We start from the raw sequence: 23,608 nt of genomic DNA, 5'->3' as shown, positions 1-23,608 counted from the left end.
CCGTACTCCATATATAGCTAGATCCGCCGGTGGCCGTTAAGGTAACACTGGAACCCTCGCAGATACTCTGGTCTTCTCCCGCATTGGCCGTAACACTCGTAGACTCTTCCTTTTTCACGATCACTGTTACGGTATCCGTGCCTTCGCATCCGTCATCATTGGTGCCCCGTACACTGTAGGTCGTAGTGGCTGTTGGCCGAACCGTGGTAGTGGATGTCTTGTCGCCGGTACTCCACTTAAAGTACTTCGCCCCCGTAGCAGAAAGGGTCACCTTATCTCCGGCATTGATGGTGACATCTTTGCCGGCATTTACTTTGGCAGAAGGATTTACCGATACCCTAACCTCATCGCGATCAGATTTTTTGCCCGTACTGTCATAAGCCGTAACGGTGTAAGTGGCCGTCTGTCCTGGTTTAAAAGTAATACTTTGGGTTTTATCTCCCGTACTCCATATATAGCTGGATCCGCCGGTGGCCGTCAAGGTAACACTAGAACCCTCGCAGATACTCTGGTCTTCTCCCGCATTGGCCTTAACACTCGTAGACTCTTCCTTTTTAACGATCACTTTCACGGTATCCGTGCCTTCGCATCCGTCATCATTCGTGCCCCGTACACTGTAAGTCGTAGTGGCTGTTGGCCGAACCGTGGTAGTAGATGTCTTGTCGCCGGTACTCCACATAAAGTACTTCGCCCCCGTAGCAGAAAGCGTCACCTTATCTCCGGCATTGATGGTGACATCTTTGCCGGCATTTACTTTGGCAGAAGGATTTACCGATACCCTAACCTCATCGCGATCAGATTTTTTGCCCGTAATGTCATAGGCCGTAACGGTGTAAGTAGCGGTCTGTCCTGGTTTAAAAGTAATACTTTGGGTTTTATCTCCCGTACTCCATATATAGCTAGATCCGCCGGTGGCCGTTAAGGTAACACTGGAACCCTCGCAGATACTCTGGTCTTCTCCCGCATTGGCCGTAACACTCGTAGACTCTGCTTTTTTTACAATGACTGTCACAGTGTCTGTCACTTCACAACCATTTAAGCGTCCAGTTACAGTATATGTGGTAGTTGCGGCAGGATTCACGGTAATGCTCGCGCTTGTTCCTCCTGTGCTCCATTTATAAGTTTTTGCACCAGTGGCAGTTAATTCAATGCTCTCACCTGAAGTAATAGTTCTATCGCTTCCTGCATGTACTAATGGCAATGGATTGACCTTTATGATTACGTCATCTGTATCTGATTTTTTCCCAGTACTATCGTAAACAGTAACTTTATATAGCGTAGTTTCCTTTGGTGCTACTTTTATCGTGGAAGTGGTTGCTCCGTTAGTCCATAGATAACTAGAACCACCTGATGCGATCAAAGTTGTGCTTGTCCCTGCGCAAATGGTCTGATCTGCGCCCGCATTGGCTACAACCTCCACAGTATTTATTACTGTAACCTTTACAGTGTCTGTCGCCATACACTTATTTGAGGTTCCCGTAACAGTATAAATTTTTGTGGCTTTAGGACTTACCGTAATACTTGCATTTGTTTCACCTGTTCCCCATTTATAAGTTTCGGCGCCTTTTGCAGTTAATTTTACGCTTTCTCCCGCAGTTATGGTTATGTCCTTCCCCGCATCTATAGTTAAACTATTTACAGTGATCGTCACATTATCAGTATCTGAATTATCTCCAGTGCTATCAAAGGCTTTAACGGTATATGTCGTGGTCTCTTCTGGCGCAACATCTATACTTGCCGTTGTAGCCCCAGTATTCCAGAGATAGGTGGAACCCCCTGTTGCCTTTAAAGTGGTGCTTGATCCTTTACAGATGTTTTGATCTTTACCTGCATCAGCGACAACTTTAGGAGATTCCAAAACAATCACCTTAACGGTATCTGTCGCTTCACAGCCATTTATCATTCCAGTTACAGTATAGGTTTGGGTTGACTTTGGGCTTACGGAAATAGTTTCTCCTTTATCACCGGTACTCCATTTGTAGGTTTTTGCCCCGGTAGCAGATAATGAAACAACTTTACCTGAGGTGATAGTGATATCCTTGCCAGCATCTATTACAGGAAGTGCATTGACTGTGACCATAACCTTTGCTTCTTCTGACTGACCATTTTTATCTGAAACCTTAACCGTATAAGTTGTGGTTGTTTTAGGGGTTACTTTAATACTCTCTGTAGTTTCACCTGTACTCCATACATAATCTGTACCTCCACTTGCTTTAAGTGTGGTGCTTTCGCCTTTACAAATCTGTTGGTCAATACCTGCGCTCGCCTGGAGCGCTTTCGGAAAAACTGTTATCGTCACGGCATCTTTATGACCACCGTCAGCTGCGGTAAACGATATGCTCACCTTACCTGGAGCCACTCCCGTTACGACGCCGTTCTTATCAACCGTTGCTATGGCATTATCTTTACTGCTCCAAACTCCATTCTTATTAGTCGTATTGGCGGGTGTAAAAACAACCTCTAGTTTTACAGTCTCAGAACTATAAAGTCCTGAAAAATCTTTTGGCACCTTAACCGTAATATCTTTTGCTGACACATTTGTATGATCTACTGCCCCATCAACTTGATTGAGGTACATTTCCAACCACGTGTAGCCAGTTGGTGCAATATCATTATGATCTTGGCCTTTTGGTACATGAGCACTAAACCAAACTTCAGGAATATGTGCATTGTTGATATAAAAGTTTTTTGGTCTTTTAGTGGATTGAGAGATGACTGGTTTTTCAATTGTCTCCCCTCTGCTTGTAGAAACATCTTTGGTAGCAATACCATTTACAGAATGAGAATCATATTTGTCCCGATAAAACCCAACTGTACCGTCATCCTTTATATATTGTGAACTACCCACCAGATTAAGAACATCATCTTTTACCGAATGAGAACTTAAAATTGGCATTTTTCGTCCTTGAATAGGAAGTCTGTTAGAAACAAACCAATTGTCAAAGTCTATTTTATCCGTGTCAGTTTTTGAATAAAAAACGGTCCAGTCCAAGCTTTTGTTGTCTTCATATCCAGGAGGTCTAACGTCTTCACTATAATAATTATCTTCTTGATAAATTTTGGGAGACATGTTAAAATAACCCACCCAGGTTTTTTGTAATTTATTGAATTTACTTGAAATGCTTGAATAGCCACTTTGATAATAGTTACCGATGTGGTTTAATTTATAATTGTAAGGATCAAATCTCATCAATCTAGCACTCCAATTATGCGCTACATTATTAATGACATCAAAAGAACCTGAACCTCCAAATTTTGCCGGTATTCTCCATCCAACATTATAATACGCATTTTTATATATGGAAACACTACCGTAAGGAATTTCTGGAACCTTATTCACAAAATGGCTATCTCCTATGATAAGACCATTTTTAGCATTTGACATTAAGCAATTCTGGATTGTATGGTTAGTGGCATAAGTACCGCCATTAGAAGTGACTGAAAAAATAATATCAGGCGTATGAGAACCCGAAAGATGGTCAAGAATTAGATTGTCTGCGTAGCCAATACTTAGACATCCATCATAATCTCCTGTCGACCTAAATTTGACATATCTAATAACAAAGTCATTGATACCTTTAATTTTTATTTTTGCACCGGTAATTGTTATACCACCTAATGGAGCAGATTGACCTGCAATGGTAACACCATGTGCATAACCACCTTCGTCTCCGGGCGAATTACTTACATAGAGATCACTATTTAAATTGATTATCCCGCTTACATCAAATACAATTGTTCTACTTACTCTCTTGTTTTCAGCACCTTTAAGGGCCCATCTAAGCGTACCTACATATCTTGAATCAGATTCTTTAACATCCAGTAAACTTGTTACGTGAACAACTTTACCGCCACGGCCGCCTTTGGCATAGGCTCCAGCACCATATGCATCTGGGAACGCCAATTGTTGTGCATTTAAACTAAGGGAAAAGAAAAACAGAAGAAATATGAGGGAAGATGGATTAAATTTTTGCCGTAAATTTAAAGGGTAATGTAGGAACTTCATAAAATGTAATTTTTTGCTATTAACTATTTTTTGGGGATTGCGAAAATATGTAATCTAGAGTGTTTTACAGTCGAAACGTATAATAATTAGACGAAATGTAAATTTATGTAGGAAAAAACCTATATAAGTCAATAGTAATCGACTAAACATAAATAAATACGTCCAAATACACCATTTGGACCATAAAAACTTTTTTTTAACACAATCACGTTCTTTTCTTACAAAATGCCCGATATTTATTAAAGAATATGTAAGAAAAACCCCATTTAACATCTGTATCACTTTAATTATGAAAGAAATTTCCTAGTCTAAAATGGCCCCAATTAGGAATGGCAGAAATGGATATAGTGGTCTTGGAATTTCTAGTCACCTATGGATTTCAAAATAATTCCAAACTTTCAAACTGCTGATATTTTTAGTAATATGTATCTTCCAGAAGAATATCCTAAAGGGAGGAGAACGAAGCATACTAATGGTTAGGGTTAGGAGATATCTTACTGCATTTTATAGGTATTAAAATGCTTTTTATCATCGGAATGCATGAAAATAAGTTTCATTTTCTAATATTTACCGATGTATACATTAATTTATTTACTGACCTCTATTCATGTACTCTAAAAGTTATTCTAAATCATCATTTAAATAAACTTTAGCTATTAGCAAGGTCATTTCATGTTATTAAAATAAAATATCAAGCATACATGTCAAGAGTCTCCAAGTCTTTAAAAAATGCAAAAATTGGTGTGTTTTTCTTCATACTTTCAATTTTTGTACAATTCTTCACCAGAAAGATATTTTTAGACACACTAGGCGATTCCTTTATGGGCTTGGAAACAACTTTGAGAAGTGTTTTAAGCTTTCTCAATTTAGCCGAGTTAGGGATTGGTACCGCTATTGGTTTTACACTCTATAAACCAATTTTTGATAAAGACTATAAAGAAATCAATAAAATTATTGCGCTTCTTGGCGTGCTTTATAAAAGGATTGGTTATTTCATTTTCGGTATAGGCTTTATTGTATCACTATTTTTTCCTATCATATTTGATGAGGTTCCTTTTTCGTTACCGTTAATCTATTTTGTGTTTTATGCATTGTTAACCTCATCGCTATTAAGCTACTTTGTTAACTATCACATCAGTTTGCTTGGGGCTGACCAAAAAGGGTATATCATTCAGCAATACTTTCAGACCTTTAATATCATTAGGGTTGGGTTACAAGTTATTGTTGCTCTTTATTTCAAAAACTTTTATTTATACATAAGTTTAGAATTGGTTTTTAGTATTTTATACAGTTTGCTGGTAAGACACAAAATAAAAAAGGAATATCCGTGGCTTATTATCAACTCAGCCGAGAAAGATGAAATATTAAAAGAATACCCGGATATACTAAAAAAAATTAAACAGGTGTTCTTTCATAAAATGAGTTCTTTTGTAAAAAACGGAACCGACAATCTGCTTATATATGCTTTAATAAATCTTCAGAGTGTTACCTTCTTTGGGAATTATCAATTGATTTTTGTAAAACTTGGAGGGTTAGTTAAAATGTCTTTTGCTGGTACAGGATCTGCAGTGGGCAACCTCATTGCTGAAAATGATGAAAAAAACATCAAAAAAGTACTTTGGGAACTCATTGCCGTGCAATTTTTTATTGCCGGCTTTTTTAGTATTACAATTTACCATCTCATGGACTCCTTTATATTGCTATGGTTGGGCGAAAAGTACATTCTTTCTAAAGTGATTTTATTGTTAATGATTGCCAATTTTTTCTTGAATGAAATCAACTCTCCAATTGAGCGTTTTAAAAATGCCTATGGATTGTATGCAGATACCTGGGCGGCAGCGGCTGAAGCCATCATTAATTTAGGTGTTTCATTGTTATTTGGAAGTATTTATGGCATATCAGGTATCATGTTAGGCACATTAGTGAGTATGTTCTTAATGGTAATTCTTTGGAAACCTTATTTTTTATATAAACACGGTTTTAATAAAAGTGTTTGGTTGTATTGGAAAGGCTTAGCCCCTATGGTATTAGTTTTTTGTGCATCAGCCCTTTTAGTTACATGGATTTCGAGTTATTTTAATTTCGATAAGGATAATTTAAATCTTTGGAACTGGTCAATTTATGCCTTTCAAATAGCTGTTACGGCAATCGTGATTTATGGGGTTTTACTGTTTTTTCTAATTCCAGGATTTAGAATCTTTTGTCTTAGAATAAAATCGTTAATTTTAAAAAAAATCGTTAAATAGTATTAGCTTACAGTAGATTAGGAAAATAGTAAATCTCAAGTATGAATGATTATAAATGGACTAAAGGAATGACTTTGAACAAAAAAAAATTAAAACATGATAACATCTAAAGCAGATTATCACCACTACTTAGAAAGGGACAAAGTAGCGCTAAGGATCAAGTCAAATACCGTAATAACGAAACTTACGACGACCTTGTTTCCAAATTCCATCTGGAAATTTCAAAGAACAATGCGGACATTAGAATATTACACTAACTGTAAAAACAGTGGGCTAGGTAAACTCTATATCTATTATTTAAAATATAAGTTCAGGAATATTTCCATAAGAAATGGGTTTTCTATACCCATCAATGTTTTTGGTCCGGGTTTATGTATTGTTCATTATGGAACCATTGTCATCAACCGAAATGCAAAAATAGGGAGTAATTGCAGAATTCACGCTTGCGTTAATATTGGTGCTTCAGGAGGAAATAGAGGTGCACCTCAAATTGGAGATAATGTATATATAGCCCCCGGAGCAAAAATATATGGCAACATCACCATAGCCAACAATATAGCTATTGGTGCCAATGCTGTTGTCAATAAATCCTTTGACCAAGATAACATTGTTATTGGCGGAATACCGGCGCAACAAATTGGCGAAATTGATATTAAAAATATAATTAAACACATTTAATTTTTTCACATTAATTAAAAATAAAATGGCATCAGATTTAAGAAAAGAAAGTTTCAGAAAGAACGTATCTAATTTATATAGACATTCTGAATTGGGGTATCAATTGGTGCGACCCTTCTATAAAATTTACGAATCGATTTTAAAAGTAATACCAGATGAAGTCATCGTGAAATCCAGTTTTAAAAAGCATATGGGTTATGAACTGGATTTAAATAACCCCAAAACCTTAAACGAAAAGATAAATTGGCTAAAGCTTTATAATAAAGAGGATATACATACTCTCATAGCGGATAAATACAGGGTAAGATCCTATATAACAGAAAAAATAGGAGCGCAGTTTTTAATTCCGTTATTATTTCATACGGATAACTCGGATGACATTATTCCGGAAAACTTACCAAATTCTAAATTTATTATTAAGACCAATCACGATAGTTCCGGTGGCATAATCGTTAGAGATAAAACGGCGGTCGATTGGCCAAAAACAAGAAAAAGATTTAAAAAGCTATTAAAGGAAAACAACTTTTATAGCACCAGAGAATGGCAGTACAAAAACATCGTGCCGCACATTGTTGTGGAGAAACTCTTAACTAATGAGGACGGGAGTATTCCGGACGACTATAAGTTGCATTGCTTTAATGGAAAGGTGCAATTTATTGGAGTTGATTTAGACAGACATAAAGAAAATAGAGCAAGAAATTTATATGATATCAATTGGAATTTGATGCCCTGTAATTGGGGACGTCCAAATGGAAAAAACCTTCCCAAACCTTCAAATTTTGATGAAATGATAATGCTTGCTGAAAAGCTAGCAGAGGGTTTTATTTATCTAAGAGTCGATTTTTATTCAGTTAAAGGCAAAACATATTTTGGCGAACTGACCTTGCACCAATCGTCGGGATTTAGAAAGTTTTGGCAACATGAGTGTGATGAAAAACTAGGGAAATTACTGGATATCAGTACTCTTAAAAATAAGCTTAAAAAGTCCTAAAACTACACATGGCATGAAACATACGCTTTACATGGTTTTTACAGGTCTATTTATTTAATTGCCTCATCTTAAAGCGATAAATGCATCCGTAATTTTGTAAAATATTAGATGTATTTTTTATTGAACAATGGGAAACAGTGTATTTCGAAGTTCAGATTAATTCTGAATTTTATCGAAATTTAAAAATTTAAATTTTAAAATAAATATATGAAAGCAGTTAAAAAAAAAGTGAAAGACGTATTGGCAAAAGGAAAAAATTTTGTGTACCATTTTGAACATAATAATTCAGCGTCAAAAGTTCTCAAAAGAATTGAAGCCCAGAAAGGGAAATTAGATCCCAAAAATGAACAATTGTGTAGAGAATATGCAAAGGACATTTTTGGAGATATCAAATATGCGCCATGGCTATATGTTTATTCTGCCTTTTCTAGAGACTTTAAAGAAGGCTGGATTCCTGACAATTATTACGGAGAGGTTGTTGTGCCACAACTCAACGGAGAGTACGGAAGAATATGCAATAGAAATGCAGCTATAAATAAACTGTTAGGAGATTTTGACTCTTTAGATATTGGTTATTATTTAAATAAACTATTTTTGAGTACAGGTTTTGAGGTTTTGAGTGAAGAAAACTTAAAGAAATTACTTTTCGAGCATCAAAGTACGATTGTATACAAAGTTGAAAATTCTCGTCAGGGTAAAGGGGTATACTTTTTTAATGAACAATCTTTTGACCTAGAGCTGATCAAAAAGTTGGGTAATGGAGTTTTCCAAAAATATATAGAACAACATCCATTTTTTTCTCAATTTAACAACGCCTCGGTAGCAACAATCAGGTTAACATCTGTCTGTGACGATAATGGACACATTGAAGCAAAAGCAGGTTATTTTAGAATTGGGAGGGAGAACGACACCCATGTAATATCCGATCGTCAATTAAGAACTCCAATAAATATTAAAACTGGTCAATTACACGACATGGCATATTTTCCCGATTCAAAAACAACTAAATATCTGCCCAATTCCAATGTTACTTTTGCAGGCAAAACATTACCTTCGTTTGATTATTGCTTATCAGAAATTACAAAATTGCACAGTCGAATTCCATTTGTAAGATGTGTAGGTTGGGATCTTATATTAGATAAAAACAATCAAGTTAAGATCATTGAATTGAATGGAGGTCATAACGGCATTAAATTTAATGAGATGATACAGGGTCCCTGTTTTAAAGGTTTAAATTGGGAAAAATTACATTTATCTAAATAGTAGTAAATGGGATGAATTTAAGCTCCTAATTTACACAGCGCCATATCCTGTTAAATATTAAAATTTACAACCCAACGTCTCGTTACTATTAGATGTCCGTAATGACTCCATAAACTATAAAAAAGTATGGTTAAGATTAAAAAATCATGAAAAGTAAAATTAAAGTATTTTTTATAATACCCAATTTATATGCTGGTGGCGCAGAAAGAGTAATGTCTTTCGTTTCTCAAAATTTGAATACAGCTAAATTTGACGTTACCCTCATAGTAATTGGTTTTAAAAAAGACAACAGGTATAGCATTACTAAAATTCCTGTCATATATTTAAATAAAAAAAGGGTATTACACTCCTCCATGGCACTAATTAAAATTCTTAGAAAACAAAAACCTAAGGTTGTAATTAGCGCAATTGCGCATTTAAATATTTTTATGGGGTTTATCTCACTTCTATTTCCAAAAATAAAGTTTGTTGGCAGGCACACTATTGTTAGTATTGTTGACAAGAAATTTAAAGCTGAAAACAAAAAACCCATTAAAAAAAGGCTTCGAAAAAAACTTAGAAGGCCATTAGGGTTTGGTTATAAGTTTTTAGACATTATTATTTGTCAATCAACGGATATGTATAACCAGATGAAATTTAAATCGAAGGTACCCGAGCACAAACTAAAAATAATTAACAATCCAATTACAGATAATTTCAACCTTAAACCAGAGGCCACTAAACAGGATGATTTAGTAAAATTTATAACGGTAGCACGAATCTCAAAGAATAAAGGCCATAAACGAATACTTAACGTTCTTTCCAAATTGAACTATCCATTTCAATATACCATAATTGGTGATGGCATAGAGAAAGACAATGTTCTAAAGCTCATCCGAAAATTAGGAATAGAAGATAGAATAGTATACATCCCATTTACAAACGAAGTTCCAAAATACCTTGCGGAAAGTGATTTTTATCTTATGGGTTCCTATTCGGAAGGATTGCCCAACAGTTTGATTGAAAGCTGTTCTGTAGGAACACCAGCCTTAGCATTTCGAGCGCCTGGAGGTCTAAATGAAATAATTGAAGATGGAGTTAATGGATATCTGGTGGATAATGAAACTGAATATTTAGAAAAACTGCAACAATCGCACCATTGGGACAAAGATCTAATTAGAGAGTCTGTTTATCGTAAATTTAATAAAGAAAAAATCATAGGTCAGTACGAAGAGTTAATTGTAGAGCTTTCAACAAAATAGATAAAAGTGAATATCCCCAAACAAAAGATTAGCATTCTCTGCACCTCTATGGCCAGTGGTGGTGCAGAAAAAGTAATAAGCTTGCTCCTAAAACAACTTAAAAACGATTTTGACGTCACCTTGGTTTTGTTTTATAAAGTGGTCCACTTCCCTATTCCCTATGAAGTTAATGTTGTATTTTTAAGTGACGATGCCGAACGGAAATCACCATTTCAAAAACTGTTGGATCCGTTGTTGTTTATAAAACGTTATAATAGTTTAATTAGGCGTGAAAACATTTCAATTTCAATAGCCTTTTTAGCCTTTCCAAACCTTGTTAACGGCATCATGGCCATTTTGAACAAAAATCTAAAGACTGTAATCAGTGAGCGTGGATTTCCTTCTGATAATACCTCTAGCAAAACCTCCTATTACATTTCGAAACTCTTTTATCCTTTATTGTATAATAGATGTCATAGCCTGTTTTCAAACTCCGTCCATATCAATCGAGATTTACAAGAGAATTTTGGTATTAAGATTCCCATGGAGGTGATATACAATCCGATAGAGCTTCCTCAAAATACTATTGTTCCTGAACATTTAAATACCGAAGATAAATGCTTAAAGATCATTACAGCCGGAACCTTAAATATCAGAAAAAATCAGATCATGATTATCAAAGCTTTACATGAAAATAAAAACAACGATACCTTGGTTATTCTTGGCGATGGCCATTTAAAAGGTTATTTGACCAAGGAAATCAGCAATTTTCAGCTAGAGGAACGCATATTATTAAAAGGTAAAGTAAAAAATGTAAATGAGCACTTCTTAAACTGCAACTGCTTTGTGCTCTCCTCCTTTACTGAAGGTTTTCCAAACGCTTTAATGGAGGCTATGGCCATAGGGCTTCCCGCCGTATCTACAAACTGCTTATCGGGTCCGTTAGAATTACTGAACGAGAACCAAGCAATATGCATTAAAGCTGGTGAATTTTTTAAAGGAACGCACGGCCTGTTAGTAAATAACGATGATCATATTGGATTAAGTAAAGCTCTGGACTATTTTCGAATAAACCCTGATGAACGAGAAAAATACAGTGCATTAAGCTTAATGAAAGCTCAAGAATATCAACTAGATAGTATATATTCGGAGTTCAAAAAATTTATACTCAATTAATTAAGTCATTAATAAATGTGTGGAATCAACGGTGTCGTAACTAAAACCCATCAAAACCAGAACCAAATAGTATCTATGCTGAATACTATGAATAATCTCATTTATCACAGAGGTCCTGATGATGATGGCTTATTTTTTGAAGACAACGACCAATTCAGCGTGGGCATGGGCATGAGACGCTTATCCATTATTGATTTGGTGGCTGGTAAGCAACCTATATATTCAGACGATGGGCAAATTGTTATCGTTTTTAATGGCGAAATTTACAATTACAAGACCATAAAAGCTAAATTGGAAGACGAAGGTGTGGGCTTCAGCACATTTAGTGATACTGAAGTGATTTTAAAAGCTTATGAAAAGTATGGTCCATCCTCCTTTGAATGGTTGGATGGGATGTATGGATTTAGTATCTACGACAAAAATATCAATAAGCTATTTATAGCCCGAGATTTTTTTGGTGAGAAACCCTTGTACTACACCCATACAAATGACAAATTCCTGTGGGCCTCAGAGCTAAAATCCATAATTAAAACGATCGATTTCACCCCGAATATTTCAAAAAAAGGATTGAATCTTTATTTCAGACTTACTTATATACCTGCTCCACATACCATTTATGAAGATATTTTTAAACTAGAAGCCAATCATTATTTAGAATATGATTTAGCCACTCATACCACAACACTACATAAAATAAATGCTGAACCCAAACCAAAAGTCACTACTATTCCTTTTGAAAATGCCAAAATAAAAACAAAAGATCTTGTTTACAGTAGCGTTGAAAGCAGGTCTATCGCAGATGTAGGCTTAGGAACGTTTTTATCTGGTGGTGTTGACTCTTCCATAATCTCATTGTGTTTGGCGCAATCTTCAGAAAAAAAAATAGACACTTTTTCTATAGGATTTAAAAAGGCATCTTACGATGAAACGGACAAATCCAGAGTGGTTGCCAAGATGATCAACAGCAATCATCATGAGTTTATTATAGATGAAGAAGACCTTAAAAATAACATTCACGACATCCTAATCAATTTTGATGAGCCTTTTTCTGATACGGCTGCCCTACCCACTCACCTTCTCTCTGAAAAAACACGAGAACATGTTAAGGTTGCATTGACCGGAGATGGCGGCGATGAGGTGTTTGGCGGCTATAACAAATACTATATAGGTAAAATGAACAAACGCTATACCAGTGTCATACCTAAAGGCCTTCATTCTAAAATTTCAGGAGTAAGCAATAAGTTTCTTATAGATAAAGACGATTCTCGCGGACGTAAATTTCAAATCAACAAGCTTTTAAACGCTATAGATTATGAGGGCGATTTTTATTGGGATATTATTTCTTTAGCCAACACGAGTAGCCAACTCTCTGAAATTATGTCGCCTGATTATTTTGAAGCGAATATTTTTGAGGAGTACAAAGCGGTTTTAAACAAGCAGAAAATTGAAACACTTACCGACTTTAGACTTGTCGATAAAGTATTAAGTTTGGAGGGCGGTATGTTGGCCAAAGTGGACCGGACCAGTATGATGACCTCCTTAGAATGTAGAGCACCATTTTTGAATAAAGATCTATGGGAATTTGCCAATACCTTGCCGGAAAGTTATTTAATGAAAGGCTGGAATAAAAAATACATCTTAAAGGAAGCCTTCAGAAACCAGTTTCCACAAGATTTTTTAGAAAAAGGAAAGAGCGGCTTTGGAAGTCCAACCGGAGACTGGTTACGGCAAAGCTTAAGAAAAGAACTTGAAAGCTACATTGAACCTACCTTACTAAAGTCTCAAGGTATTTTTAACGTGCAGGTTATTACTAAACTAGTAAACGATCATTTGGACAGTAAAAAAGACAGCACTTTTAGGGTGTGGTCCTATTTCTGTTTTCAAAAATGGTATACATACACCTTTCTTAAGGAGAAATAAAAGAATGGAGAAAAAAAGAATTTTAATTATTGCATCTTTTGCTAAATCACTGATATGGTTTAGGGGAGATTTTATCAAACATTTAATCCAAAATGGATATCACGTGTTTACAGCAGCACCAGAATATACTGATGCTGACCTCAAGGCACTTAAACTTATTGGAGCGGTTCCTATTGAATTTAATCTACAACGGACTGGCCTAAACCCCTTTAAGGATCTCAAATCAATTTCAGAACTTAAATCTATTATTAAGGATAACAAAATAGACTTAGTGTTTCCATATACCGTTAAACCTGTAATTTATGGTTCAATGGCTGCTAATGGTTGTAAGGTACCCGTAATTTCATTAATTACAGGACTGGGCTATACCTTTACAGGGCTGTCCTTTAAAGCAAAGACCTTACAACGTATTAACGAATTGCTTTACAAACTGTCCATTAGAAAAAATAAAGTTATTGTATTTCAAAACACAGACGACCACCAATTGTTTTTAGATCGAAATGTGATTTCAAAACAACAAAAAGTTGCTTTTGTCAGTGGCTCTGGAGTTAATCTCAATCAATTTACATTTAGCGAAAAAAATGTCACAGAGCATGTTAGTTTTCTATTGGTGGCACGTTTGATTGAGGAAAAAGGCATCAAATTGTACTTGGGTGCTGCCAAAATATTGAAATCAAAATACCCGAAAGCAGAATTTCACTTAATAGGCTCAACTGGTACTACGCCATCTGCTATAAGTAAGGATGAAATTAATGAGTTGCATGAACAGGGCGTTATTGTATTCCATGGCAGACAGTCACGCATAGAAGAACACCTCCACAAAAGAGATGTTTTTGTATTGCCAAGTTATTATAGAGAAGGTTTACCAAGAACAACTCTAGAAGCCTGTGCCTGTGGTAACCCCATTATCACAACAGATTCAGTTGGATGCAGAGAAGCGGTAAGAGAAGGTATAAACGGATTTTTAATTGAACCCCGAAATTTAGAGGCTCTAATCAATAGGATGGAATATTTTATTACCCATCCAGAAAAAATAAAGGAGATGGGTATCAACAGTAGAATTTATGCTGAAGAACGTTTTGATGTCAATATTATCAATAACGATTTATTACAGATTATAAAAAGTGTTATTTAAATAGAGCCTACCTCATGAAAATCTACCCCACAATTATAAAACGACTCATAGATTTTTTAGCCGCTTTCGTGGGCCTTCTCATAATTTCTCCATTATTTCTGATTCTAATTATTAGTCTTTATTTTATAAATAATAGGAAACCATTTTTTTATCAAACACGAACAGGTAAACATGGTAAATTATTTACAATTATCAAGTTTAAAACTATGACCGATGCAACTGATGCCGACAATGTGCTTTTGCCACCTATACAACGGGTCACAAAAGTAGGCACATTTTGTAGAAAATTCTCATTAGACGAAATACCTCAATTAATCAATATCATTAAAGGTGATATGAGCTTAGTTGGACCACGCCCCCTCTTGCCGCGCTACTTACCTTTATACAGTGAAGAACAAAACCGAAGACACCTTGTTATGCCAGGCATTACGGGTTGGGCTCAAATAAATGGTAGAAACACAATCAATTGGGAACAAAAATTTAAACTTGATGTTTACTATGTGGAACATCAAACTTTTGCTCTGGATATTAAAATATTATTAAAAACAGTTCAGAAAGTCTTGGGAAGAAAAGATATCAATAACTCTGCAGATGTAAATATGCCAGAGTTTACCGGTACCAATAAATAGTTAGATAATTTTAAGATCCTTAAAGTCTAAGATAAAGTGTAGAGGATTATGAGCATCCATATATTTATAAGATTCCCTATGAATGTTCTTCCCATTGTCTATAAGCGCTACACATTGCCAACCTAGGGCATTGGGCCCTATAAAATCTTTCTTTAGATTATCTGCAATATAGAAATAATCCGTTCCAGGAACGGAGCTTTCAATGGCTTTAAAATTTAAAATATTGGGCTTTTCTGAACCAAATTCTTCAGAAACAATAATTTTATCGATGTACTTCAAGATCTTGAGACTCTTCAGTTTGGCTCTTTGCGTTTTTGATCTACCATCAGTTATAATTCCAATCCTGCCCTGTTTAATTTTTATGGCATCAAAAATCTCCAAAACACCATCAAATAGTGTAATTTCCGGTTGATGATTATGATACAGGTTTAGCAATGATTCAATTTCTATCTTATACTGCTGGGCAAGAAGCTCAAATACATTATGGTTTGATCTGTATAAAGAAAACATCTTAGAATATAAAGGTCTCCACGCCATAGGCTCCAAAAACTGAGCGATGGACTTATAGGCAGATCTTAAATAATCCAGCTCATTATATAGTGTGTCGTCTAAATCAAAAACGACCACTGTATGTTTATTCATCTTTATATCCATGTACTAATATTTCATCATCATAGCGGATCATTAAAAGATCATTTTCCCAGACATCAAACTGCTCTGTAATTGGTTGTTCCAAACAATACTCTTCAATAATCCACTTCGAGAAATTAGCACCAGATAGATAAGTTAACGGGTACCCTCCACCAAATCGGGGGTTAATTTCAATTCCGTATATTTTTGTCTCATCTTCCTTATGCACAAAAAACTGAGCGGTTAAGCAACCCACAGCTCCGTTGATATAACTAAGGTTCTTTTTTATAATTGAGACTAGAGGGTTTCTTACCGTCATGGCCTTATACACTTCACCATCCCTTACTTCAATCCGCTTTCTGGGCACCACACATTTTAAGTTATGATCTTTGCTGAAATAGAGATCACAAGTAAATTCATTATAATGATCATGGTCTAAATATTCAAGAAACATTAATTTTTCATTATCAAAATGATTCTCGGTCAACTCATTTTCTGACTTTACAATATAATTGTCAACACTTCTACTGCCATCTACAGGTTTAATAAAAAGCGGTATGTTGTAATTTATCTTTGTAAATTCTTTAGCGATAGCGATGTTGTGATTTTCAAAAAATTCATGCGTCAGCCGTTTATCTCTACATTTTAATACAAAATCTACCGAAGAGATGACCACGGTAATCCCATTTAGCGCAAATTTATCTTTGCACGTCGCCAGTTCAAGTAATTCAGTATCTATTGTGGGAATAATTAACTCGATATGATGTGTTTTACATAAGGCCATTAAAACATCTATATAATTAGAGTCATTTAATTGAGGTACCTTAAAAAACCCATCGGCAATATGACAAGCCGCTGATAGGTTGGGATTAGAATCAGAAGCAAATACTTTTGAATTGAAACCTACTTTTTTTAATTCCTTTTGAAAAGATCTTATAAGCGAAACTCTACGCCCCGCGGAAGTTATTAAGATATTCATTCGTCTTATTTAGATCTAATTTATTAAATATTTATTTGGAAATCCAAAGATAACTACTTAAAACTGAAATTGACTAGAGAATTACTGAGCTTTTCACATAGAACTAGAAATAATGGCTCTAAAAACAGCGGTATTTAAATTGTTAATTTATGAAATGTGTATTTTATAATTTATGGTCTAACGGCATGGTAAAATTTAAAACAGTGTTGTATGGCATGGTATACGGTAATTAGATGTTTAAATAAAGAAATTAAATAATAACGTAAATATTTACTTCTTATCGTTTTAATTGGGGATTTACTTCATATTGCCTCATATTTAACATTACTTTTAATAAATATAGAAGACCCCTCTATTTACATCACATGAATAAATCAGTAATCTGACTAATTACGAAATAGTTATTACTTATGAAACCGAAAATTTGGCTATCCTCACCACATATGAGTGGTAAGGAGCAATCTTACATCAAAGAAGCTTTTGACTCTAATTGGGTGGCCCCACTTGGCCCGAACGTTACTGGTTTTGAACAGGACATCCAGAATTATCTTGGCCAAAACCGTCATGTGGCGGCGCTGAGTTCTGGTACTGCTGCACTACATCTCGCCCTCATTTTGCTAAAGGTCAAAGCCGGAGATGAAGTTATTTGCCAAAGTAAAACCTTTTCAGCATCAGCCAACCCTATCGTTTATCTGGGTGCAACGCCTGTTTTTGTAGATAGTGAAACCGAAACTTGGAATATATGTCCTGAACAATTGGAACTTGCTATTTTAGATAGAATTGAAAAAGGTAAAACTCCCAAAGCTATAATTGCTGTGCATTTATATGGCATGCCGTATAAGGTAGATCAGATACAATCCATAGCGTTAAAATACAAGATCCCTATTATCGAAGACAGTGCAGAATCATTAGGGAGCACTGTTAGAGATCAACATTGTGGAACATTTGGAGATTTATCAATCTTATCTTTTAACGGCAATAAAATTATAACCACATCTGGGGGTGGCGCTTTAGTAACCAAATCATTAATAGAGAAAGAAAAGGCGGTATTTTTAGCGACCCAAGCCCGAGATGACGCCCCCCATTATTTACATTCTACCATTGGATATAACTATAGAATGTCGAATATCCTCGCAGGAATTGGGCGTGGACAAATGACTATATTGGATCAGCATGTGGAAAAACGCCGCTCTAACCATCAGTTTTATCAAGATGCCTTTGAAGAAAATAATGCTATTACATTTTTAAAAGAACCAGAGGGTTATTTTTCTAACCGGTGGTTATCCTGTATATTGCTAGAGACTAAGACCATACGAGAAGAGTTAAGACAAGCTCTGGAAAAAGAAAATATAGAATCACGTCCTTTATGGAAGCCTATGCATCAGCAGCCTGTGTTTAAAAATGCACCAAGTTACCTCAATGGGGTTTCGGACCAGTTGTTTGAAAAAGGATTGTGTTTACCTAGCGGATCCAATCTTACCGATGCTGAACGCCATAGGGTTTTGACGACCATTAAAATGTATTTTGGTGAATGAGATATAAAATATTACATAAAATTTCTAAAAAGTACGCCTCCAAATGGTTGGTGCTTCTGTCTGATTTACTAATTGTCTGTTTTACCTTTTTCTTATCGCATTTTATAAGATATAATTTCCAATTTGACTTTGATATTCCATCAATGATGTCTCAACTTCCGTTTGTAATTATAGCGGCAATAGTGAGCTTTTTAGCAGTGGGATCCCACAAAGGGGTTGTAAGATTTACCGGATATAAAGACATTATAAACATCATTATCGGCACCAATATTTTGGCTACCATATTAATTATTGCTACATTTTTTAGTCGTAAACATCATTATAATGAACTTTTTGACATCCCTGGATCTATAATTTACATTCACCTATTACTCAATATATTCGCATTAATTGCATTTAAGCTTTTTATTAAGTCTCTCTATAATGCCATAAGCAGTGATTTTGTGCCCACAAAAAATGTCTTGATTTTTGGAGCGGGTAATTACGGGATGATCACGTATGCTGCAATTAGTAATGATCCTAAAAACAGTTATAAAGTTACTGGATTTATAGATGACAATGAAGGTAAAGTAGGCAAGAAAATTGACCTCTTGCCAGTTTACAGTCTCAAAAATATTACTGCGGAATTAATCTCGAAAAACAATCTTGAGGAGGTTATTATTTCTATACAAAACATTGATCCCACACGCCTACTTAATATAACGGGCTATCTATTTAATTTAGGCCTTCATGCAAAGATTGTCCCGCCTGTACAACATTGGATTGATGGCGATTTAAGTATTGGGCAAATTAAAGATATAAAAATTGAAGATCTCCTAGGTAGAGAACCCATTTCTATCATTAATCCTATGCTGGTTAGTGAATATGAAGACAAGGTCATTTTAATAACAGGGGCAGCTGGTTCTATTGGAAGTGAAATTTGTAGAAAAGTCAGCTTGTATAACTATAAAAAACTCATTTTAGTAGACAATGCTGAATCTGCACTTTATGATATCCAGCAAGAATTTAAACAAATCGGTTTGGAAAATATCGAAACTATTGTGGCTGATGTAAGAAACAGTTCTAGAGTTGATCAGTTATTTAATCAATATAAACCGCAGGTTGTTTTCCACGCTGCAGCATATAAACATGTCCCTTTAATGGAAAATAGCCCATTTGAGGCTGTAAGTGTTAACATTGGAGGCACCAAGAATGTGGTAGACATTGCTGTTAAACATAGCGTTGGTAAGTTCATTTTAATATCTACTGATAAAGCCGTCAATCCAACCAATGTTATGGGAGCTACTAAGCGAATTGCCGAACTTTACATTACCTGCCTTAAAGAAAAAGGACAAACTAAATTTATAACCACCAGATTTGGTAACGTATTAGGGTCCAATGGATCGGTTATTCCACTATTTAAAAAGCAAATTGAAAAAGGGGGGCCGTTGACGGTAACCCATATAGATATTACTCGCTATTTTATGACTATTCCAGAGGCGTGCCTGCTAGTCCTAGAAGCCGCGGCTATGGGCAATGGAGGCGAAATATTTGTGTTTGATATGGGCGAACCTATTAAAATATTTAACCTCGCAAAGAATATGATTCTCCTTTCTGGTTTACGTTATCCTGAAGATATAGACATTAAAATAACTGGATTAAGACCTGGTGAAAAAATTTACGAAGAACTTTTAGCAGATGGAGAAAACACAAAAAAAACCTATCACGAAAAAATCATGATAGCGAGATCAAGACGTATAGATGTATTTAATATTGAAGAACAGATCAATAAACTCACCGCTGTCAATTCCGCAACACAGCCACTTGTCATAGTCTCAGCTATAAAACATTTAATCCCTGAGTATAAGTCTAACAACTCCACTTATGAAGTGCTGGACCACACTAAACTATCTCATTAAAACAACCTAAACAATATAACAATGAAAACGCATATCTTTATTTCTTTAATTTTAGCAACCATGATCATCTCATCATGTGGCTCCCGCAAAGATCTTGTCTATTTTCAAGATGAACCGCTTAGTGGTGGCTATATTGACGCGACACCAGAACAACTCATTTATAAACCTGATGATATTTTAACGATTAATGTTTCTGCTGCAGACCCGATAACTGCAAAACCCTTTAATTTATCGATTGTATCCGATAATGATGATCTTGTGAGAACATCTGGTACTACCCGCATGCAAACCTATTTGATTGACTTTAATGGCAATATAGAATTTCCTGTCTTAGGCACCTTACATATAGCCGGAATGACTAGAATTGAACTGACCAATATGCTTAAAGAGCAAATAAGCGCTTATGCGAAAGATCCGATCGTTAACGTCAGACTAGTTAATTTTACGGTTACGGTAATAGGAGAGGTTTCAGATCCGGGAACGTTTACCATTCAAGATGAACGTATAACTTTATTGGAAGCTATAGGCTTAGCAAATGATTTAACAATTTATGGTCAGCGTAAAAATGTCATGTTAATTCGTGAAGTTGATGGCAAAAAGAGATTTGCAAAATTGGACTTGACCTCTGTCAATTCTGTAAGTTCTCCACTTTATTACCTACAACAGAATGATGTGATTGTTGTAGAACCCAATAGTTCCAGAATACGCTCTTCTACCTACAACCAGAACAACTCTGTCTTAATTTCTGCAATTGGAACCTTAACTACAATTATAGCAGTCTTCTTGATAAAATAATATATAGATTAACACTAAAGTCTCATGAAATCTAAAATGACCCAATCTACTAACGAAATAAAAAAAACGCTAAACACATACCTTAGAAGGTGGAAGTTTATCGCTTTCTTTTTAGTTGCATCGCTCGCATTGGCATACACCTATCTTCGGTATACAACTTATGAGTATAAGGCATCTGCTACCATCAAAATTAAAGATGACAAACAATCTCAAAAACTACCAAATATGGCAGATATTGGGAAAGGTGGACTTTTTTCTGACGGAACCAACAAAATAAATGATGAAATCGCAGTGATGACATCTAGAAGTATTATTGCCAACATTGTTAAAAATTTAAAACTCAATGTGCGTTATTATGAACAAGGAAAAATTAAGGAAAAGGAAAGCTATGAAAACCCTCCTATTCAGTTAAACTTTTTTGCCAATGATTCTATTATTCACGACGTTGATACCACATTATATATCAAGATAAAATCGCCATCGCAGTTTTTAATGTTTAAAGATGATGGTAAATCCCTTATTGATCGTGATGACTCTGAAGGTAAGCTATATTCTTTTGGAGACCGTATTAAAACAGGATTTGGAGACATGGTTATGGTTCCCAATATTGACCCTCACGCCCCAAAAATAGGAAGTAACCTAAAGGTATCCATCTCTAACGTAAACTCTATTGTCAATAAGTACGAAAATAGTATTTTGACCTCTACCGAAGATGGTTCTAGCGTTGTAAAACTGGAACTTAAAGACAACATTCCTAAGAAAGCAGTTGATATTCTGAACGAAATTATCAGAGAGTATAACAATGACGTCATTGCAGACAAAGAAGAAGTTGTAAAGGTAACTAGTGATTTTATAAATAATCGTCTAGAACTGGTTTTTAAAGAATTAGAAGAAGTTGATTTCTCAGCAGAACAGATTCAAAAAAGAAATAATCTGACCGCTTTGGGATCTCAAGCAAATATTTATTTGGAAAGTGAAAAACAGAACGAAATTCAAATTAACAACACTGCCAACACCATACAACTTATTGAGTATTTACAGGAGGATATAAATGGTGCAAATAAAAGTTCAGATTATTTGCCCTCTAACCTTGGTATCAATGATCCAAATATCAATCAAGTCACCAAAAGCTATAATGAGTTGGTCGCACAGCGAGATAAAATATTAAAAAACTCCAGTGACATCAACCCCATTGTGGTCAACTTAAATAATGAAATCAATTCATTAAAATCCAATTTAGAGAATTCATTGGAGAATATGAAAAAAACCAGTCAGATCTCACTTGATAATCTTACCCGCGAAGACTCAAGAATTAGAGGTCAGCTATATACTGCACCTACCAAACAAAGACAGCTTAGGGATATTGAACGGCAACAAAGTATTAAAGAATCTTTGTATTTATATTTATTAGAGAAACGTGAAGAGTCAGCAATCAGTCTTGGAATGTTTTCTCCAAATGCTAAGGTCATTGATCAGGCCTATTCGAACTACAAACCAGTGTCGCCAAATAAAATGATAATTTATTTAGCAGCGATAGTATTAGGTCTAATGCTACCTATTGGATTAATTTACGGAATCGATTTATTAGATACAAAAATTTATGATAAAGAAGACCTGATGAATGTTGTAGACATTCCATATATTGGAGATATCCCAATGTCAGGTAAAGATTCAAAATTAATTAATAAAATTGATTACTCTCCTAAAGCGGAAGCATTCAGGATTTTGCGATCCAATATAGACTTTGTTCTCAAAGACCATGGAGATAAAGCGAAAAAAATCTTTATTACCTCTACTCGAGCAAAAGAAGGAAAGTCGCACACCAGTATTAATTTAGCATCGTCTATTTCTTTTTCAGAAAATTCAGTGTTATTAATTGAGATGGATATTCGTGTTCCAAAAGTCTTACAATATCTTAAAGAAAAACCTTCTGACAAAGTAGGTCTTTCAGATTTTTTAGCGGATAAAAAATTACATCCTGAAGATATTGTCACCAAAATTAAAAATAACAACTTTTTAGATGTGATTGCATCTGGAACCATACCTCCAAATCCATCTGAACTTTTAATGAGTTCTCGGGTTAAAGAATTATTTGATTATTTTGAAACTAAATATGATTATATAATTGTTGACGGTTCTGCGGTCGGACTGGTAAGTGACACCTTATTGGTTTCAAAATTTGCTGACTTGTTCATTTATGTCGTAAGTGCTTCTAATGTCGATAAAAGATATGTTGCCAAGGTTGCCGAACCACTTTACACGGACAAAAGGCTACCTAGCATGCATGTTTTATTAAACGGCACCAATTATGACAAAAAAGGATATGGCTATGGTTATGGTTATGGTTACGGAAACACTCCTGATAAACATAGAAAATGGTATCAATTCAATTCTAAAAAGTCCTAATTACCCATAAAAAAAAAGGCTGAACAACATTATTTTGTTCAGCCTTTTTAAATATATTAAAATCTAACTCGAATGTTCAGCCACTAAAAATTAATATGTTC

At 35.1% G+C, this 23,608-nt stretch carries 16 protein-coding genes; 13 read left to right on the top strand and 3 right to left on the bottom strand.

The features are described 5' to 3' along the window. On the bottom strand, positions 1–4,006 hold a 4,006-nt coding region (locus ES711_RS16000; protein ID WP_146894316.1), incomplete at its 3' end, for an Ig-like domain-containing protein. A 701-nt stretch (positions 4,007–4,707) separates the two neighbouring features. On the opposite strand from ES711_RS16000, the gene ES711_RS15995 reads away from it, so the two are divergent. The 9 genes from ES711_RS15995 (at position 4,708) to ES711_RS15955 (ending at position 15,264) form a co-directional block, all read left to right on the top strand. Continuing rightward, a complete protein-coding gene (locus ES711_RS15995; protein WP_146894315.1) occupies positions 4,708–6,252 on the top strand; it encodes a lipopolysaccharide biosynthesis protein in 1,545 nt (514 codons plus the stop codon). A gap of 96 nt (positions 6,253–6,348) precedes the next feature. After that, a complete protein-coding gene (locus tag ES711_RS15990) occupies positions 6,349–6,930 on the top strand; it encodes a serine O-acetyltransferase (protein ID WP_146894314.1) in 582 nt (193 codons plus the stop codon). Positions 6,931–6,955: 25 nt separating this feature from the next. Then, positions 6,956–7,921 (top strand): ATP-grasp fold amidoligase family protein, encoded by a 966-nt coding sequence (locus ES711_RS15985; protein ID WP_146894313.1) that lies wholly within the window; start codon positions 6,956–6,958, stop codon positions 7,919–7,921. Positions 7,922–8,128: 207 nt separating this feature from the next. After that, positions 8,129–9,184, top strand: a complete 1,056-nt coding sequence (locus tag ES711_RS15980) for a sugar-transfer associated ATP-grasp domain-containing protein (protein WP_146894312.1) — start codon at positions 8,129–8,131, stop codon at positions 9,182–9,184. Between the two features lie 146 nt (positions 9,185–9,330). After that, a complete protein-coding gene (locus ES711_RS15975) occupies positions 9,331–10,425 on the top strand; it encodes a glycosyltransferase (protein WP_146894311.1) in 1,095 nt (364 codons plus the stop codon). A 6-nt stretch (positions 10,426–10,431) separates the two neighbouring features. Continuing rightward, positions 10,432–11,580 (top strand): glycosyltransferase, encoded by a 1,149-nt coding sequence (locus tag ES711_RS15970; protein ID WP_146894310.1) that lies wholly within the window; start codon positions 10,432–10,434, stop codon positions 11,578–11,580. Between the two features lie 15 nt (positions 11,581–11,595). Then, complete coding sequence (gene asnB / locus ES711_RS15965) at positions 11,596–13,500, top strand: asparagine synthase (glutamine-hydrolyzing) (RefSeq protein WP_146894309.1); 1,905 nt, start codon at positions 11,596–11,598, stop codon at positions 13,498–13,500. A gap of 4 nt (positions 13,501–13,504) precedes the next feature. Beyond that, a complete protein-coding gene (locus ES711_RS15960) occupies positions 13,505–14,635 on the top strand; it encodes a glycosyltransferase family 4 protein (RefSeq protein ID WP_146894308.1) in 1,131 nt (376 codons plus the stop codon). Between the two features lie 20 nt (positions 14,636–14,655). Further along, on the top strand, positions 14,656–15,264 hold the full coding sequence (locus ES711_RS15955; protein ID WP_146894318.1) for a sugar transferase: 609 nt from the start codon (positions 14,656–14,658) through the stop codon (positions 15,262–15,264). On the opposite strand, the gene ES711_RS15950 is transcribed toward ES711_RS15955, so the two are convergent. Together ES711_RS15950 and ES711_RS15945 are read right to left on the bottom strand one after the other, a co-directional pair. Next, a complete protein-coding gene (locus ES711_RS15950; RefSeq protein ID WP_170245291.1) occupies positions 15,265–15,906 on the bottom strand; it encodes an HAD family hydrolase in 642 nt (213 codons plus the stop codon). It lies immediately after the preceding gene. Beyond that, entirely contained in the window at positions 15,899–16,873 is a 975-nt protein-coding gene (locus ES711_RS15945) for an ATP-grasp domain-containing protein (protein ID WP_146894306.1), read from the bottom strand. Before ES711_RS15945 ends, ES711_RS15950 begins: the two co-directional genes overlap by 8 nt. Before the next feature lie 410 nt (positions 16,874–17,283). On the opposite strand from ES711_RS15945, the gene ES711_RS15940 reads away from it, so the two are divergent. From ES711_RS15940 to ES711_RS15925, 4 genes are read left to right on the top strand one after another with little or no spacing between them, the layout of a single operon-like run. After that, complete coding sequence (locus ES711_RS15940; RefSeq protein ID WP_146894305.1) at positions 17,284–18,408, top strand: DegT/DnrJ/EryC1/StrS family aminotransferase; 1,125 nt, start codon at positions 17,284–17,286, stop codon at positions 18,406–18,408. Beyond that, entirely contained in the window at positions 18,405–20,306 is a 1,902-nt protein-coding gene (locus tag ES711_RS15935) for a polysaccharide biosynthesis protein (protein ID WP_146894304.1), read from the top strand. The genes ES711_RS15940 and ES711_RS15935 overlap by 4 nt, the downstream gene beginning before the upstream one ends. Positions 20,307–20,327: 21 nt before the next feature. Beyond that, complete coding sequence (locus tag ES711_RS15930; protein WP_146894303.1) at positions 20,328–21,101, top strand: polysaccharide biosynthesis/export family protein; 774 nt, start codon at positions 20,328–20,330, stop codon at positions 21,099–21,101. Positions 21,102–21,125: 24 nt separating this feature from the next. Continuing rightward, positions 21,126–23,507, top strand: a complete 2,382-nt coding sequence (locus ES711_RS15925; RefSeq protein WP_146894302.1) for a GumC family protein — start codon at positions 21,126–21,128, stop codon at positions 23,505–23,507. The last annotated feature ends 101 nt before the right edge of the window (positions 23,508–23,608 follow it).

The sequence above is a fragment of the Gelidibacter salicanalis genome (assembly GCF_007997285.1).
In the GTDB taxonomy this organism is placed as follows: domain Bacteria; phylum Bacteroidota; class Bacteroidia; order Flavobacteriales; family Flavobacteriaceae; genus Gelidibacter; species Gelidibacter salicanalis.
This window is presented reverse-complemented; position numbering and strand designations above follow the sequence as displayed.